The following is a 17,099-nucleotide window of genomic DNA, read 5'->3' as shown; positions in this document are numbered from 1 at the left end:
TGGACATATCCCTGTCAAGTAGACAGTGTTTAAAAAGACCCTCTCATCAGCTTCATCAATCATAGTTGATTGGGCTTTGTCAGTGTCAAGGAAATCACTTGACACTGACAGCCCATCAACTAATTGGTAGACAAGCTGATGGAGGAGCTATTCTAGTCATCCGTGATTCCTTGTGTTATGCACATACCTTCTTTCTGTATTGTACAGGGCTAAGATATGTGAGTTTCTTTTGAATGCGCCTATTATTATAAAACTCAATATATTTATGAACAGCTGCTTCTAGGTCATCCATGGAGTTAAATTCCCCAAGATATATACATTCTGTTTTTAGATGTCTAAAAAAGTTTTCTATACAAGCATTGTCTAAACAGTCTGCTTTTCTGGACATACTTGGAATAATACCATGTTGTTGAAGAGCTGCGTGGTATTCATGGGATGTGTACTGGAACCCTTGGTCACTGTGTAAAATGGTTCCATTCACATCTCGTTTTTTTATTGCTTCGTCTAAGGTATCAAGAACTAGCTGAACATCATTTCTTTTACTGATTCGATACGAAATAATTTCTCTGTTAAAGAGATCGTATATAACGGATAAGTATAGACGCTGGTTGTTTAAAAGGAGATAGGTAATATCTGTCACCCATTTCTCATTTGGTTTACTCGCTGTAAATTGTCTATTTAATACGTTCGGTACCGTAATTCTTTCCGAACCTTTTCTATACACTTGCTTTTTTCTACGAATTTTCGCCTGAAGATTCATCTGCTTCATTAAACGATAAATACATTTGTGATTGATTCTCCACCCGTACTCCCGCAAAATGTATGCCTTTACTCTTGGATAACCATAGGTTCCATTGGATACTTCATAGGCTTCCACGATCAAATTCATGATGTCCTGATTTCTTCAATCTCTCACTGTGGTTACATTTCTTCGTTTCAGCCACTTATAATAACCGCTTCTTGAAACACATGCTATCTTACATAACAAAGAAATAGGATAGGAACAACTAAGATCATGAATGATGGAATAGAAGACGGTTTTGTCTCTGGTTTTCACCTCCTTTTCAAAGCAATAAACTTTTTTAAGAATTCATTTTCTGCTTTGAGTTTTCGATTTTCTTCTTCTACTGTTAGTGGTTTCTTTCTAGGCCGTCCCCGTTTAGAGGAAATGGTTTTTCCTCTACGTTCTTTTAATCCTTCTTCTCCATACTGTTGATAGTTCTTTACCCAAATACGTACCCTTTTAGGATCTTTTATTCCCATTCTCTTGGCCACTTTTCGATAGCCTAATTGTTCATTCAAATACATCATGACTGTACGTAATTTAAATTCAAAACTATAGCTTTTGTATTTTGCATTTGATTTATCCAAAAAAATCCCTCCTGTATAGCAGTGTGTCCTTTTTCTACACTGTCTACACAAGAGGGATAATATCACCGCCTTGAGGGGATTTTATTATTATTTTTGAAGCAAGCGGAGAAATTCGCGCATAAAGGCAGGCAAGTCCGGCCAAGCATGAGCAGAAACAAGGTTTTGATCGACATGGATGGTGCTGTCCGATACATACGTTGCCCCTAACGCTTCTACTCCTGGTTTGCAGGCGATGTAAGCCGTTAAGCTGCGGCCTTTCAATAAATCTGGCATTGTTTCAAAAATGAGCGACGCATGGCAAATCGCCGCAATCGGTTTATTCGCTTCAAAGAAATGTCTAACAATGCGTTGAAGGTCTGCGTCAAGACGAATGTACTCTGGCGCGCGCCCGCCTGGAATGACGATTCCGTCATATTGCGTTGGGTCAATATCAGCAAACGCTGCATGCGCGTCAATCAAATATCCTTGCTTTTCTACAAACGTATCCCAGTCTGCAAAATCATGGACAACGGTATGCAACTTCTTTTTCTTCGGCGCGGCAATCGTGACGTCATAACCTTCTTCAAGCAGGCGATAGTACGGATAATACACTTCCAACGCTTCTACCGCATCTCCCGTTACAATCAATACTTTTTTGCTCATGATCATGCCTCCTTACCTATTTTTACTTTCATCTCTATCATAGCGAAAATGGAAAAAAAGAGAAAGCAAAATGATTGTCGAAAGATGAAGATAGGGGAATTTTTCAATTTTGTATAAAATAGAAGTACATACTTATGCGCAAAGGAGAGAGGAAACATGATTGCGTCATGGTTAATGTCCTCCCGTCATGCCGTGGTGCTGACCGGAGCAGGGATGTCGACGGAAAGCGGGCTTCCCGACTTTCGCTCGGAAAAAACGGGGCTATGGACGCGATTTAATCCGCAGCAGCTTGCTAGCACCTACGCGCTCGAACACCATCGGCAGGCGTTTATCGAGTTTTATCAATACCGCATTCGTACACTGCAAGCGTGCCGGCCGCATGAAGGGCACATGATTTTAGCCGATTGGCAGCGGCACGGTCTTATTCAGGAAATTGTGACGCAAAACGTTGACGGATTTCACCAGCAGGCAGGTAGCCATCATGTCATTGAACTGCATGGTTCATTACGGACGGTGCATTGCCAGCGGTGCGGCAACACGTTCAACAGCATCGTGTATCTGGAGCAACGATTTACGTGCGAATGCGGCGGCTTTTTGCGCCCGTCCGTCGTCCTGTTCGGCGAAATGCTGCCGGAACAGGCGCTGGAGCAAGCATGGCAAGCAGCACAAACAGCGGATGTGTTGATCGTGCTTGGCTCTTCCCTGCAAGTATCGCCTGCCAATCAGCTTCCGCTCATTGCCAAACGAAACGGAGCGAAAATCGCAATCGTCAACTGGGAGCCGACCGAACTCGACGGCATCGCCGATGTTGTCATCCACAAGCGAAAAATCGGCGATGTGCTGCGCGAGATCAACAAGGAATGGAAAGCGAGGGATGGCCGGTGAAGGTGGAAGCGATCTTGCAAGAAGCGCTGCATTCTGTCGGCGATCTCTCCCCAATCCAACGATATAGACGCGTGCACGGCGGGGACATCAATGACGCCTTTTACGTCCAAAGCGAAAAACAGCCATATTTCATAAAAATGCGCCGCACCTTTCCGCACCGTTTTTTTGAATGCGAACAGACAGGACTGGAGACTATCCGAAACGCTGGCGCCATCCGCGTTCCGCTTGTTTACGGCATGAAAGAAACGAAGGAATACGGGTTTTTGGTTTTGGAATGGATTGAAGGAAAAGAAACGAACAAAACGGCTGAACAGCTCGGGCATGGAATCGCCCTTCTGCATCAATGCTATGGCTCAGCATTTGGGTTCGCGGAAGACAACTATATCGGACTATTGCCGCAAAAAAACGGATGGTGCGACAATTGGATCGATTATTTCCGCGAATACCGCCTGCTTCCGCAACTTCGGCTTGCGGAACAAAAAGGGCGCATGCCTGCACAACGGCGAAATAAGCTCGAAAAGCTGCTTTCCTCTTTGGAACGCTGGCTGCCAAAAGATTGCTCACCATCCTTATTGCATGGCGACCTGTGGGGCGGAAACTGGATCGTCGGCTCAAACGGTGTTCCATACTTGATTGATCCCGCTGTATTTTACGGACACTATGAATTCGAAATCGCCTTTACCGAACTGTTCGGCGGGTTCCCTAGCCGCTTTTACGAAGCGTACAATGAACTTATGCCGCTTTCTTCCGATTATCACGAACGGAAACAATTATATCAGCTTTTTTATTTGCTCGTGCATTTGAATTTATTCGGAGAAGCGTACGGAAGCGCGGTCGATCGTGTGCTGCGGAGGTATGTCGGAGAATAATAGAAAATATAAGCACCCTTGCCCTGCTTTTAAGGAGAAGGGTAAGGGGGCCTATCTCAAATCCGTTATTTCACTTCCACCACCACATAATCCCAAAACGTATCCCCAATGTAGACAAGCAACGCCCATTTTCCTCGTTCGCCGAGCATCATATTCGACGGCAAATGGGCATCTGCTCCGTTATTCGGACCTCCTAGCTCGCCCGTTGTCCAAACACTTTTTCCATCCAATGTTAATGCAGGTGTGATAGCGCCGCTGCCTTCTTGTACTGCCACGATCGTCAGCTTCCCTTCCGGAATGGAATCTCCCCAGAAATGCCACATATATTTGCCGTTTTGGTTGGCAACGAATGGCGCATCGATAAAGGCGACCTTGTTAGGCACTCCTCTCATTTGATAGCCGCCTGATGAGAAAACGGGGCTTACTCGCCAGTCAATATTGCGAATAACTTTCTTGTCCACATGAACCGGTGATGTTTCTGCCACGCTTGTTTCTTCCGCATGGGATTCTGTATCACGCGCTTGTCGCCTTGCTTCCTCGCTGCATGACGCTAAAGCAAAAACAATAACTGCTGCCAGCAAACAGTAAATTAATCTGATCTTCCTTTCCATCCCCCGCACATTCCTTTCCCCTTCCGTATACATCGTTTAGTTTATACATTCATTTAATACAGAAAAACTCCTGCCGCAAAACAAAGGAATAGAGTCTTTTCCCTCTCTATTCCTTTTTGACAGCTATTCTTTTGGTACTAAAGAATATCCCCGCCTTCTACTTTTCCTAACGTGGTCACATGATACGTTCCCTTCACCCAGTCGTCGATTTGGTCGTGATACCAGCGGCTGCGGAAATGACCCGCCTGGCCAGGACCGACGATATGGTAGCCATGCTTGATATCGTTTACATCGATGACAAACCGCCAGGAAGCGCCATGGCTGACAATGCCTTCATCCGTAAAACTCGCCGCCTGCACCGTCACCTGGCTGCCGCCGACAGAAACCGGCTTTTCCCGGTTGAAGAAAAACTGCAGCACCGGGAAGGAACTTGACATCGGATGGGCAAAGTAAAGCTGATGGTAATCCCTCCACTTTCACTTCGACGGATCATCGCCGTATTTTTCCGCCAACTGATCGGTGACATGATGCAGCGCTGTCGCAAACACATGGGCAAATCCGCCGTTTTCCGTAAACCATGGAGAGACATCTCCTATCTCTGCCCTCCGCAGCAACTCATCGACCACCATCTGTTTTCCTTCAAACAACTTATCCATATGCCGTTGTCATACGATATATTTGTCAATGGAAAGCGATATTCCATTTTTTGTATATTTGGCAACAACCTTCCCATTATACACTGGAATGTGCCGCTATGTCCGAAAAAATTTGTTAAAAATCATCAAAACACTCGATCCAAAAAGAATCCCGTTATTTATCATTCATGAGAAAAACTATTAGAATCGCTTTGAAATAAACGAGGGCGAGTCTATTGATTCGCCCTCATTGCATCTTTTGAAGCCTTCTCGCCAAAAAAGAGAGAGGGGGCCTCTCTCTTTAGTAAAGCAAGTATTTCTTTCTGATCTTCATAAATGCTTCTACATCTTTCTCCCATTTTTGTTTCATTTCGTCCACCGACATTCCGTCTTCTATGGCCTGACGCACCCAGCCATTGCCGATAAGTTGATCAAAATACGAAACGCCTTGGCTGTTTTCTTGGCTGAAGGCAAATTGACCTGGATATAAATCATGAATGGTTTTGACAATGGATAGACCGGTTTCTACTGGTTTAAACGCATGACGATCCGTCACATGAATTTGGATGCCGTGTGTTAATTTTCCGCTATATTTCGAAAAAGTCGGAGTGAAACTTGCCGGACGGAAAATAACCCCTGGCAGATTTAGTGCGTTTAGTTTCTCCGCTAATTTCATGCTGTCGATAAACGGAGCGCCAATCAGTTCAAACGGCTTTGTCGTTCCCCTTCCTTCCGATACGTTCGTTCCTTCAATAAGAGCCGCTCCAGGGTACACCATCGCGGTATCAAGCGTCGGCATATTCGGGGATGGCAATACCCATTGCAGCCCTGTATCATCGTAATACATGGAACGCTTCCAGCCTTTCATTTTCACAACCGTCACATCGGCTCCGATGCCGAACTCTTTGTTAAATAATAAGGCTAATTCGCCAACCGTCATCCCATGGCGCAACGGAATCGGATACATGCCGACAAAGGAGGAATACTTTGGTTCCAATACAGGCCCTTCCACTTTCGTGCCGCCTAACGGATTTGGCCTATCCAATACGATAAATGGGATATTGTTTTCTTTTGCCGCTTCCATCGCATATGCCATCGTATAAATGTACGTATAGAACCGCGTTCCGACATCTTGGATATCAAAAAGAAGCACATCGACTCCCCTTAACATTTCCGGGGTTGGTTTTTTCGTCGGCCCATATAAACTGTATACAGGAAGGCCGGTTTTTTCATCGATATAAAAAGGAACATATTCCCCAGCTTGCGCGCTGCCGCGCACGCCATGTTCCGGGCCGTATAAAGCGACAAGCTGGACGTCAGGGTCATTGTAAAGGAGATCCACCACACTATTTAGGTGCTGGTCAACACCAGTTGGATTGGTAATAAGCCCAACCCGTTTTCCTTTAATTAAGTATTTTTTCTCCTTTAATAGGACTTCTACACCAAGCTCTAGTTTTTGGTTCCTTTTCTCTTTTGATGGGCCTTTTGCCAATACACCAGTAAACAGCGACAAACTCAAGATCACTGCCGAAAAAACAATCCACCATCGCTTTCTCATGAAATCTCCCCCTTTTTAGTAAGTGAGGCCATGACCATATTCGTACAGCACGCCGCCATCGTAACTTGGAATCGTTACAGGAAGTTTGCCAGTCGGTGTATTTACTCCGAAAATCGTATCTGCTGCCGCTTGGAAACTTGCCTGCTGAAAACCGTACTGCGCGAGGTAGGCATCTACATTCGGATAGGACATCACATCATACGGATTGCGAATTCCAATGACGATGACAGGAGCATCCGTATTTGCAATAATTTGTTGCACCATTTTCATTTGCGGGCTAGACGGCAATCTTCCTGATACGTTTGATGTATACGTGCCGACAATGACCGCATCTGCTTCTTTCACTTTTTGTAGCTGCGCCTCGTCCAAAGGAGCCGCCGCTTGGATGACAGTCGCATTTGGAACGTAGGTCCGTACTGCTTCCCCTAATGATTCAATCATCGTATTTCCTACAACAACAAGGTTGTTCACCTTGCTTTTTTGAAGCGGCAATACATGGTCGTTTTTCACCAGTGTAATCGATTTTGCCGCTGCTTCGGCTTCAATTTGTTTATGCTCTTTCGAACCGACAACACGCAAAGCCTGATTGACGATTTCTTGCGTGTCAGGTGGTGTTTCTTGTTTAAAAATGCCGCGTTTCACTTTTAGCGTTAAAATTCGTTTTACGGAGGCGTTGATCCGTTCTTGCGAAATGTCGCCGTTTTGAACTGCCTTCTTCAATCCGCTTGCTACTTCTTCCAGTCCTACCGGCATGAGCACGATATCAGCGCCAGCTTGAACCGCTCTTACCGCCGCATCCACCGGTCCAAAATGATCGCTAATCGCTTGCATATTCATTGCATCGGTAATAATGACACCATCAAAGCCCATTTCTTTACGCATTAACTCGGTTAGCACTTTATACGACAAAGTGGCAGGAAGCGAAATTTCCGTTCCGTCCTTTTGCGAAATCACCTTCGTATCATCGATCTTCGGGAACGTGACATGAGCGGTCATAATCGCGTCCACTCCCGCTTCCATCGCTTTTTGAAACGGATACAGTTCGACTTTTTGGAGACGGTCGCGGTCGTGCGGCACTTCCGGCAACCCAAGATGGGAATCAACAGCGGTGTCTCCATGTCCTGGGAAATGCTTGGCGGTAGCGGCAATTCCGCTGTCTTGCAATCCTTTGATATAAGATACTCCAAGTTCCGCGACAAGCTCTGGATTTTCTCCAAACGAACGAACACCGATCACCGGGTTGTCCGGATTATTATTGACATCCAAAACAGGAGCTAAATTCATGTTAATGCCTAGCGCATATAATTCTTCGCCAATCGCATGCCCTACTTTGTAAGCCAGTTCTTTCGACCGCGTCGCTCCTAACGCCATATTTCCTGGCATATTTGTCCCTGACTGCAGCCGCGTCACGATGCCGCCTTCCTGGTCTATCGACATAAGCAAGCCGAACTTTTCAGCTGCCTGCTGATAGTCCGCGACAAGCTTTGCCGTCTGCTCCGTCGTCACCACATTTTCACGGAATAAAATGACGCCGCCAATATGATATTTTTGTATCAGTTCCTTGATTTCCGGAAGCATGGCAGTGACAGGTTTCCCATTGAAATTGCGGAAATCCGGCATCAGCATTTGCCCGATTTTTTCTTCCAACGTTAGACCATCTATCGCTTTTTGAATGATGTCATAGCGGCTTCCTTTTTCTTTGACAACAGTCACTTTCACGTTTTGTTTGCCGCTTTTTTTCGATGCAGGAGCGGATTTGACCTTAAAAGCGATGCGGTCTTTCCGCATTCCGTCTGTCACCGTGATAAACGTTTTTCCGCTTTTTCCGAAGAAAGTAACAACACCATGATCATCCACAGTAGCTACCTTTTTATTGGATGACTTCCACCTTAGCCCTTCTGTTACCTCGGTGAAATATCCTTCCCGATGAACATGAAGCGCCCGCAATAAAATCTTATTGCCATTGACTTTCACATCTACTTCCGGAATGTTTTGATAAATGATTAAGCCGGTCTTCGCTTTTTCCGTATGCGCTTGCGGTGAAGTCCATGGAACGAAGATCATCATCGCTGTAACCAAAATAGCGGTTATTTTTTTATAAAATGACAACATCCTTTCTCCTCCCCTATATCAAAATGAACGTTGTTCCCACTCGCTGCTTTCCCATGTTGCCATAATCTTCTTACCTCTCTCATCCGTAAGACGAACATTCGTTACATACCAGCCACGCCCGTTGACGGAAGCATCGGTATGATATCGAAAACGAATCGAAACCGTATGAGCTGGAATTGTTACAGTCTTTGTCACCCAATTTCCGCTGCTTCCTGTCAGCCATTCCCCGACTTGCATCCAATGAATGCCGTCTGGTGATACTTCCACTACGCCAAAGTCAACGTTCGGTTCCATTCGATACCACGTATCAAACGTTAATGTTGCTTGTTCGTTTAATGTTACATTTGTCGATAGCACCGCGTTCAAACCGTCACCGTACCCTGCGAACCAGGCTCGTTTTTTCCCAGGCATTGCAACCGGAATTGCATCTGCCGTTAAACGGGCAACTTGTCTGCGCAGCGGATTGGTAGACACGGTATTCCGCGTAGGATGCACACGATTTGTCAACAAAATAGCAATAACATGATTATTCGGGCTTACTACGATCGATGTACCGGTATATCCCGTATGCCCCAGTGTCGTACTTTCCGACAACGCATCCATGTACCACCCTTGAGCAAGTTCCCATCCTAATCCATGATCGTCGCCAGGGAATTGCGGAATTTGGTTTTCCATTAACAGCTGAACCGTTTCCGGCTGCAGGATTCGCTTATCGCCATACTTTCCGTTTTGCAAAAACATCGAAGCAAAAATTGCTAAATCGTGAGCGGTTGAAAACACTCCCGCGTGGCCGGCCACCCCGTCCAGCGCCCACGCGTTTTCATCGTGGACTTCTCCCCAGACAAGCCCTCTTCCGGTCCACGGCTGGTATTCCGTAGCGGCAATTCTCGTCTTTAATTGTGGAGGAGGATTATACATCGTATCGTTCATGCCAAGCGGTTTCGTAATGTATTTGTACACAAATTGATCAAGACGCAAACCGGACAGCCGCTCCACCAGCGCCCCCAATGTAATCATGTTCAAATCACTGTATGTATACGTGGTTCCTGGCGGATGTTCAAGCGGCTGTGCAAACACCATTTGCAAACGGTCTTCGCGATTGGTTCCCATTTTATATAAAGGAATCCATGCCGCAAGTCCGGAAGTATGGGTCATTAATTGACGAATGGTTACTTTTTCTTTTCCGTTTTGCGCAAATTCCGGTATATACTTAGCGACAGGGTCATCTAAAGAAAACTTTCCTTGCTCATACAGTTTCATCGCCGCGGCCGTCGTAAACAGCTTGCTGATGGAAGCTAAATCGAAAATAGTATCTTTCCGCATCGGTATCGGCTGTTTGGATTCGGTAAACAAATCATCCTCATATCGCCTTGCATATCCATACGCCTCGTGTTTGACAATGATTCCTCTCCGAACAATATAAACAACTGCCCCTGGGATAACACGGTCACGCATCGCCTGTTCTATTACTTGGTCGATTTCCTGTAAAGGTTCTTCCCTCATGCCAGCCGCTTTAGGCGATCCCGGGTGTATAACCGGGGAAACGGGGCCGGGATGATCCCAGGAAAAAGGTGTTTGTATTTTGAACTGAGTTGTTTTGTACATTTTCTTTTCGATTTGCTCCATCGTGGGAGATGGGCGTTCATGGGATGTTGCTAAAATGGATGGAGGTGAAGAAAAGATGATGGATCCTAACATGACAGACGACAAAATGATAGAAATAGACCGATTGCTCATCAGCAGCCTCCTTTTCATCAAAATAACTAATAGAAAAAAATAGAAAAAAGCGTATTGCTCCTGATGCATTGCCTTGGGGCAAAAAATATTGAAGCAGAGGTATTGGAAGGGTTTTCATTTTCATAGAATAGCAATTTATGGTATAGTTGTATATACCACTTTACTCCTGATTTGATTAGGACATTTTCCCTAATTTTTCCTTTCTATGAAAAAGAAAAAGCTAATTCAAAGAACAGCTCCTTTTTCGAATTAGCTTTACCAAACATATTACCTTGCATGAGGAAATGGTTCCCTCATTCGCTGCTGATCTTTTCGAGCAGCGCATCTCCATCCTCACTAACGCGCACATAGACAAAGCGGGCCTTCTCCTGCCATTTTGTTCCTTCTCCTTCCGGAACAAAATACGATTCAATTCCATACACGACCGTATTGCCGTAAAACGTTCCATTGATGATTACATCGCCATCTTGCGGAACATACTCCTCTTGTCGCTGCCCGTTTATCGCATAGATATCCGCAAAGCGATGCACGCCGTCTTGGTCCTTTCGCAGCACTACTTGTACTTTGCCGCTCCCGTCTAAAGACCGAATCGTCGAAATATCATAAAATAACCGTATATAATCTCCCTGTAAAAACGAACGGGGATCAACCGGCTGCAATTCCAGCTTCACTACTTCTCCATTTCGCAAATGCTGCTCCTTATCCCAAACCATGTACCCGGCAAACACGGCCTGCGCTACCATAATCGCTAATAACGGCGCCCATTTCCGATACAGTCCTTGTGCAGGACTAACAGGCAGCAGCCCTTTTCGTTTTTCCAATACCGCGGTTCCAATGAAAAACAAAAGCCCTGCAATAATCAAGCTAATCGACTTGTCAAGCAAGTTCCAGGCAAATTCATAATACTTGAGCACGAGATACAGCCAAAAATATGCCCAGGCAACAAGCTGCTCATATCGTTCGTTTTGGAAAAGCGGCGCAAAAAGAAAAGCGAAAATGACAGCGATAAACAAAATGTTGGCAGCCACATACCAAGCATCCGCTGCGAAAACATCCATGCTCGTTAAGAGGAGAAGTGCGCCCATCCCTAAAACGAGCGGCAAGAAGAGGGATTCTTTCCTGCGCCTGCCCAGCCAATATAGACACCCGTTCAATGCGGCAACACCAAGCAGCACAAGACGCTCCTCATTCGTTACTTGATCGAGAATCACGGCCGAATATAGCGACACGGCCATGTTTGTCAATGCGCGGATGCCGCCATCAGCCGACCGCACATAGCAAATAAGAAGTGCAGCTGTATAAACTGTAAGCAGCACAAGCGAGATTTTCCATGTTGTCATCAAACCAAGACTATATCCGACGGCAAGCAATGTATAGCACACAGTCGGATTCCAGCGCCTCCCCAAAAACGCGGGTGCGACAAATCCCATGACCGATATTGCAAACAATACATACATCGAAAGCGACTCCATCCATATCATCAACAGCCCCATGACGCTCGCAGCCGCAATCAGCGAAGCGACAAACGTGACAATAGACTGGAAAATGATAAGAAAAATCCTTCCTTTTGTGCTCTCGCTCGAAATATGCTTTACCCGTTTTAATAAAAACACACTTCCATATACAATGACTGCCGCAAGCACAAGCCCTCCAAGCAAAAACCCCTCTTCAAAATGCTCGCCAATCACGCGGAAATATTGCGCAATCAGAAACGCCCCCGCAAATAAACTCGTCAGCAGCACATACGACCGTCTTTTCGCCACGGCGAAAAAGTAATAAAAGAACCCTATAAACAACAGAGCATACACATACGGCCACCACGCGTCACGGCCATATAAAAATCCTGTCACATCCGTCACAAACAGCCAGCCGTGCATCGCCGCATACGCAAGATAAGCAACAATGGAAGAGCGGCTAAAAATCCATACAATGCCATTGATGACAGCAAACATCACAAGCAGAAAAAACGACTGCCATTCGCTCCACTCAATCCGGTATGAAGACGGAAAATAATAAAACCAACATGCCAGCTCCAGCAGCACGACACTGATGACAAAAAACGCTTCATACTTCGTGATCCATGCAAACACAACCGTTGGAACGAGCCAAATGATAAACAACCAATAGCTGTCGGCATGGGAGTTATAAATCTGTCCGATCAGAGCGATTGTAATGCCAAACGCCAATGTCCCGCAGACGAACAGCCATCTGCCTAAAAAATCATGGTGTTTCATGACATAGGCAAAAACCGCGCTCGACCCGTAAAATAATCCCATTAAGCCGATGCTTAATCCTGCCTTTGTCAAACGATCCATTCCTTGCCAATTAGACGCAAAAAAATAAATAATGCCAGCCAATATCAACGCGATACCTAATAAATATCCGGTTCTTACTAAACGTATTGCCATCCTCTCCTTCCCTTGTAAAGACGAATCATGCATCCTATTTCACCACATTTTATGCAAGAGGAAGAAAGTCTAGACGGAAAACGACTAAACTTTTTATTCCCCGTACCAATCGAGGAAATTCTTTCGCGAAGAAAAAAGCAGCGTAAGGAAATTTTATAGTGGAAGATGATTTCTGATGCGGTGCTTCTTTGCTTTTCATTTTGCCATGCAGAAACCAAGCTGCCTAGACAAAAATATGCGCTCTCACAGCACTATGAAACTCCCTCTGTTTGCTCATACCGGCAAAATGAGGCTTGATCGCTTTCATCCCCCATCTGCCCTCGGCTTTGAGATGGGGGCTTCTTGACTAACCTTCCATTCACAAACGCGAACAAAGGAAATCCACAGCTTTAGCCATCGAATCAATGATGCCCATCCTTTGAATGCTCCCTTTGCTTCGCGCGGATCCATTCTACTACAAAAAATTGGTAAACGGAAATACAAGTGAAGAGATAAGCAATTCCTAACAAAAACCCTGCCAAAACGTCAGACGGATAGTGAACTTGAAGGCTTAAGCGGCTAAGCCCTGTCAATAACGCAAAAAGACCGAAAAGGAAAAAAATCACCCACCGTTGAGACGCTTTCTTTACCTCTTTGCTTAGAAAGTACGCGATTAACAACAAATAAATGCTGCCGACCATTGCATGGCCGCTCGGAAAGCTAAACCCATGCACCCCTTGCGCAAACGGCGGCCGCGCCCGCCCAACAAGATCCTTGATGAACGTATTCAGCCCGTAACCGCCGCCGACAGCGGCCAACACAAGCACCATGCCATAATAATCGCGCTTGCGAAACCATAAAAACAACAAGAGAATGATGCTAAAAATGCCGATGGTGTAATTGTTGCCTAATACAGTAAAGCGGTCAAGCCAGCCCCACGCGCCAAATAATTGCAACAGCCGCTGATCGATCGCATTGGTTGCTCCCGCCGCCACCGCAGCCCATATGGAAAGAAACAGGAGAAAAACAACTGCAGATACGGATAGAAGACGTTTGTTCATATTCATGCTCCTTGCTTTTGTGATGATATTTATCTAAATTATACTCAACTCTGGTCATTTGTTAGATAAAATCCTATAATCACTGTACTGGAAAAAATTATATAACATAAATTTAAAGTCGAATAAAATAAGATGACATGAACCCGATTGCTTGTTTAGAGTAGATGTGTCACCATGCCATCCTACAAGGAGGTTCATGTCTTACAAATAGACTACCGCTTCACCCAAAATTTACGGTTGCGAAATAGAAGATTTTACCCATTTCACACTATCTTTCTTCTCTTCATTCACTAAAAGCTGGAATACATCTGGTCTTGAATAATGCCCTACTACATCAAAATCAAATTGGCTATAGGCGATGTCACGCAAATCCAAATCAGCTATAAGAATGTCTTCCTTGTCATAGACAGGTTCCTTAATATAGTTTCCTAATGTGTCTACAATGGCGCTTCCTCCAGGGCACATCTCGTGAGGTGATGACGCCAATTCTTCATAGCAGGCTAAATCAGTCGGGTACATATCCTTCGTGACATACTGATTGCAGGATAGTACGAAACATCTTCCTTCCGCTGCAATATGGCGAATCGTAGACTGCCACAGTTCTCTAGCATCTGCCGTCGGAGCGATATAAATTTGAACCCCTTTGGCGTACATTGCTACTCTCGCTAATGGCATATAGTTCTCCCAACAAATCAACGCCCCTATCCTTCCATATGGAGTATCGAAAACAGGCAAAGTGCTTCCGTCCCCCTCCCCCCAGATGATTCGTTCAGAGGCTGTAGGTTTTAGCTTTCTATGTTTTCCAAGCAAAGTGCCGTCTGGTCCAAAAAATAAAACACTGCAGTAAAGAGTGCCTCTACTAAACTCATTGTCTCTTTCAACTACACCGATAACGAGATAAACTCCAGCCTTACGGGCTGCTTCTCCTAACATTTCGGTTGTTTCACTTGGTACAGCTACGGAATTTTCCCAGTAACGAAGCCAGTCTCTTCGTCCTTCTGGAGAACGGCTTCCGACACTCGTTCCAAAAGTAAGCCCTCTTGGATAAGCTGGAATAAAAGCTTCCGGAAATACGACGATATTTGCGCCTTTTTCTGCAGCTTGTTGCGTTAGCGAAATCGCTTTTTCCATACTTGCTTTTCGATCCATAATCACGGAAGCAGCTTGCACAACAGCTACTCGCACGTTAGATTGTTGGTTGGTCATTTCGAACCCCCTCTTATTCCTATTTTTTATAAAATTTTCTTTTTAATCATTAGTTGCTTATGTATGGTTCAAAATGCTTGCAAGCGTCCTAATCCCAATTATTACTAATAACATCAGGCTCCTTCTTCATCTTTTTTTCTGAACGCTAGTCTATTCATCTTTATCTTTTGATAAAAACAATTTTTGTTTTTAAAAATTCAGATAAATCTTATTATACTTATTTTAGCTGATTTTGGAAGGAAAATGCCACCAAATAATGTAATAAAAGCTTCTGTCCTTTGTAATAGCGCTCGATTGAAAAGGTATCTTGCTTGTTTCGGATGGAGACAAGTACATTTTTTCTGCCCAAGCAAATTGCCCCTTCTCTCCTAATCCACAAGGTAAAAAATCCTTCCCGAAAGCAAAAACGCCGCTCCCCTTGTTAAAAAAAGGGATCACGGCATTTTTAAGTGAAAATAGTAATCTCCCAATCCATTAATTTTCTGAACTTCTGCGCGACCAAATTAGGCAGGTTCTGACGTGCTAGAGAGTTTTTCCTATACCAGCGTGCAGGCGCTCACTCCTGCCTCTGTTAAGTATCATGGGCAAACACCTCATTGGCGTTTAGCGAGCTGTCGGCTTGGTTCAAAACCGTTTTCCACTTCATCCCGATGACTCAAGTCTCGGACTTTCGTGGTTAGTTATCCTGTAACCTCACCCCGTCCTCTCTTTAGAATGCCTTATACAAAATAACGAACAAAATGATCCGTTCGATTTTCGGGCTAGGCGGCTTGTCAGCTTTCAACAATATTCACTCTTTCATCATATCGCGAGTTGACCTTTTTCGTTGTATCAGGTACAAACATGCTTAGTACCAAGGAGAGAGCGAGCCCGGCCATCATGAATCCGCCAAATACCCATGGCGATGGACCAAATGTATAAGCCTTTTGCACAGCCGGACGGCGTAACAATCTCCCCCCACCTCACGTGATTGAACTCTTTTTATATTAATCACAGAAAATTAAAATTAAAGTTAAAATTGAAAAATACGTCAAAAAAAGTAGAAATATGTTATAATACCGAATTGCTTGGCATTTTGAACTAATTGCATAAGAGAGAGGAGACGTCATGAATTTACTTCAAAAAAAGTCAATTACCCACTTGTTAAGTCAAAAGAAAACATTGCAGAAAACATTGGGTGCCTATGATTTAATATTGCTTGGTATCGGAGCGATTGTTGGGATCGGCATTCTTGTGTTGACAGGTGTCGCAGCAGCAAATGATGCAGGTCCTTCGATTATCTTTTCGTTCATGCTGGCAGCATTGGTGTGTGGATTTATAGCGCTTTGTTATGCAGAAATAGCATCGACTCTTCCTGTTTCCGGAGGTGTCTATACGTACGCGTATGTGACAATTGGGGAAGTAGTTGCACATTTAATAGGATGGACGCAACTTTTAATTTATGTTTTGTCCGTTGCACTAGTGGCAAATGGATGGTCTGCGTATTTTCGCTCATTGTTAGAAGGATTTCATTTGCATATCCCGAAAATGCTAAGTGCAGTACCTCAGCAAGGCGGAATGGTGAACTTGCCGGCTGTCTGCATTATTTTACTGATGACATGGGTGCTGTCAAAAGGTGTGCAAGAAAGTAAGAAAGTGAATAATGCGATGGTAGCCATCAAATTATCCATCATTTTGTTGTTTATTATTGTCGGAATATTCTATGTTCGGCCGGAAAATTGGGACCCATTCATGCCGTTTGGGTGGAAAGGAGTTCTCGCAGGAACTGCTACGGTGTTCTTTGCATTTTTAGGATTTGATGCAGTTGCAACTGCAGCAGAAGAAGTGAAAAAACCGCAGCGCGATTTGCCAATCGGCATTATTGTTTCTTTAATTGTGTGCACGCTTTTATACGTTATTGTTTGCTTAGTCTTAACAGGAATGGTTCCATATCATTTATTAAATGTTTCCGACGCGATGGCATTTGCGCTTCATGCGGTCGGACAAAATTTTGCTGCAGGTGTCATATCAGTTGGAGCAATCGTC

The 17,099-nt window shown here is 44.6% G+C and carries 14 protein-coding genes and 1 pseudogene; 3 read left to right on the top strand and 12 right to left on the bottom strand.

The features are described from left to right. Positions 1–175: 175 nt before the first annotated feature. From GCA01S_RS17360 to GCA01S_RS17350, 3 genes are all read right to left on the bottom strand, one after another. Positions 176–889: an IS3 family transposase gene (locus tag GCA01S_RS17360; protein WP_081804216.1), complete on the bottom strand. Its 714-nt coding sequence runs from the start codon at positions 887–889 to the stop codon at positions 176–178. 164 nt (positions 890–1,053) lie between these two features. After that, positions 1,054–1,371 carry a helix-turn-helix domain-containing protein gene (locus GCA01S_RS17355; protein ID WP_221198350.1) on the bottom strand — a complete coding sequence of 106 codons (318 nt, stop codon included), beginning with the start codon at positions 1,369–1,371 and terminating at the stop codon, positions 1,054–1,056. 87 nt (positions 1,372–1,458) lie between these two features. Further along, a complete protein-coding gene (locus GCA01S_RS17350) occupies positions 1,459–2,013 on the bottom strand; it encodes a DJ-1/PfpI family protein (protein ID WP_042411903.1) in 555 nt (184 codons plus the stop codon). A 156-nt stretch (positions 2,014–2,169) separates the two neighbouring features. Here GCA01S_RS17350 and GCA01S_RS17345 point away from each other — a divergent pair, with 156 nt between their 5' ends. Together GCA01S_RS17345 and GCA01S_RS17340 are read left to right on the top strand one after the other, a co-directional pair. After that, complete coding sequence (locus GCA01S_RS17345) at positions 2,170–2,898, top strand: NAD-dependent deacylase (RefSeq protein ID WP_042411901.1); 729 nt, start codon at positions 2,170–2,172, stop codon at positions 2,896–2,898. Beyond that, entirely contained in the window at positions 2,874–3,767 is an 894-nt protein-coding gene (locus GCA01S_RS17340) for a fructosamine kinase family protein (RefSeq protein WP_042411899.1), read from the top strand. Before GCA01S_RS17345 ends, GCA01S_RS17340 begins: the two co-directional genes overlap by 25 nt. A gap of 65 nt (positions 3,768–3,832) precedes the next feature. On the opposite strand, the gene GCA01S_RS17335 is transcribed toward GCA01S_RS17340, so the two are convergent. The 9 genes and pseudogenes from GCA01S_RS17335 to GCA01S_RS20275 form a co-directional block, all read right to left on the bottom strand. Further along, positions 3,833–4,378, bottom strand: coding sequence for a DUF4871 domain-containing protein (locus GCA01S_RS17335; RefSeq protein WP_052510064.1), 546 nt, complete (start codon positions 4,376–4,378; stop codon positions 3,833–3,835). A 137-nt stretch (positions 4,379–4,515) separates the two neighbouring features. Continuing rightward, positions 4,516–5,028: pseudogene (locus tag GCA01S_RS19945) on the bottom strand (penicillin acylase family protein); the annotation flags it as partial. A 286-nt stretch (positions 5,029–5,314) separates the two neighbouring features. Continuing rightward, positions 5,315–6,571, bottom strand: coding sequence for an exo-beta-N-acetylmuramidase NamZ family protein (locus GCA01S_RS17325; RefSeq protein ID WP_042411893.1), 1,257 nt, complete (start codon positions 6,569–6,571; stop codon positions 5,315–5,317). 15 nt (positions 6,572–6,586) lie between these two features. Continuing rightward, positions 6,587–8,683, bottom strand: a complete 2,097-nt coding sequence (gene nagZ / locus GCA01S_RS17320) for a beta-N-acetylhexosaminidase (protein WP_042411891.1) — start codon at positions 8,681–8,683, stop codon at positions 6,587–6,589. An 18-nt stretch (positions 8,684–8,701) separates the two neighbouring features. Next, positions 8,702–10,420 (bottom strand): serine hydrolase domain-containing protein, encoded by a 1,719-nt coding sequence (locus tag GCA01S_RS17315; protein WP_042411889.1) that lies wholly within the window; start codon positions 10,418–10,420, stop codon positions 8,702–8,704. A 293-nt stretch (positions 10,421–10,713) separates the two neighbouring features. Continuing rightward, a complete protein-coding gene (locus GCA01S_RS17310; protein WP_042411886.1) occupies positions 10,714–12,828 on the bottom strand; it encodes a GDYXXLXY domain-containing protein in 2,115 nt (704 codons plus the stop codon). 401 nt (positions 12,829–13,229) lie between these two features. Further along, positions 13,230–13,868, bottom strand: coding sequence for a phosphatase PAP2 family protein (locus tag GCA01S_RS17305; protein ID WP_042411884.1), 639 nt, complete (start codon positions 13,866–13,868; stop codon positions 13,230–13,232). A gap of 231 nt (positions 13,869–14,099) precedes the next feature. Continuing rightward, positions 14,100–15,074 (bottom strand): carbon-nitrogen hydrolase family protein, encoded by a 975-nt coding sequence (locus GCA01S_RS17300; RefSeq protein ID WP_042411882.1) that lies wholly within the window; start codon positions 15,072–15,074, stop codon positions 14,100–14,102. Positions 15,075–15,847: 773 nt separating this feature from the next. Further along, positions 15,848–16,024 (bottom strand): hypothetical protein, encoded by a 177-nt coding sequence (locus GCA01S_RS20275; protein ID WP_155835601.1) that lies wholly within the window; start codon positions 16,022–16,024, stop codon positions 15,848–15,850. 157 nt (positions 16,025–16,181) lie between these two features. On the opposite strand from GCA01S_RS20275, the gene GCA01S_RS17295 reads away from it, so the two are divergent. Next, the coding region (locus GCA01S_RS17295) for an amino acid permease (RefSeq protein WP_042411905.1) at positions 16,182–17,099 on the top strand (918 nt) is incomplete at its 3' end.

This window comes from Parageobacillus caldoxylosilyticus NBRC 107762, assembly GCF_000632715.1.
In the GTDB taxonomy this organism is placed as follows: domain Bacteria; phylum Bacillota; class Bacilli; order Bacillales; family Anoxybacillaceae; genus Saccharococcus; species Saccharococcus caldoxylosilyticus.
Note: the sequence above shows the minus strand (reverse complement) of the source record. Positions and strands in the feature narration are given on the sequence as shown.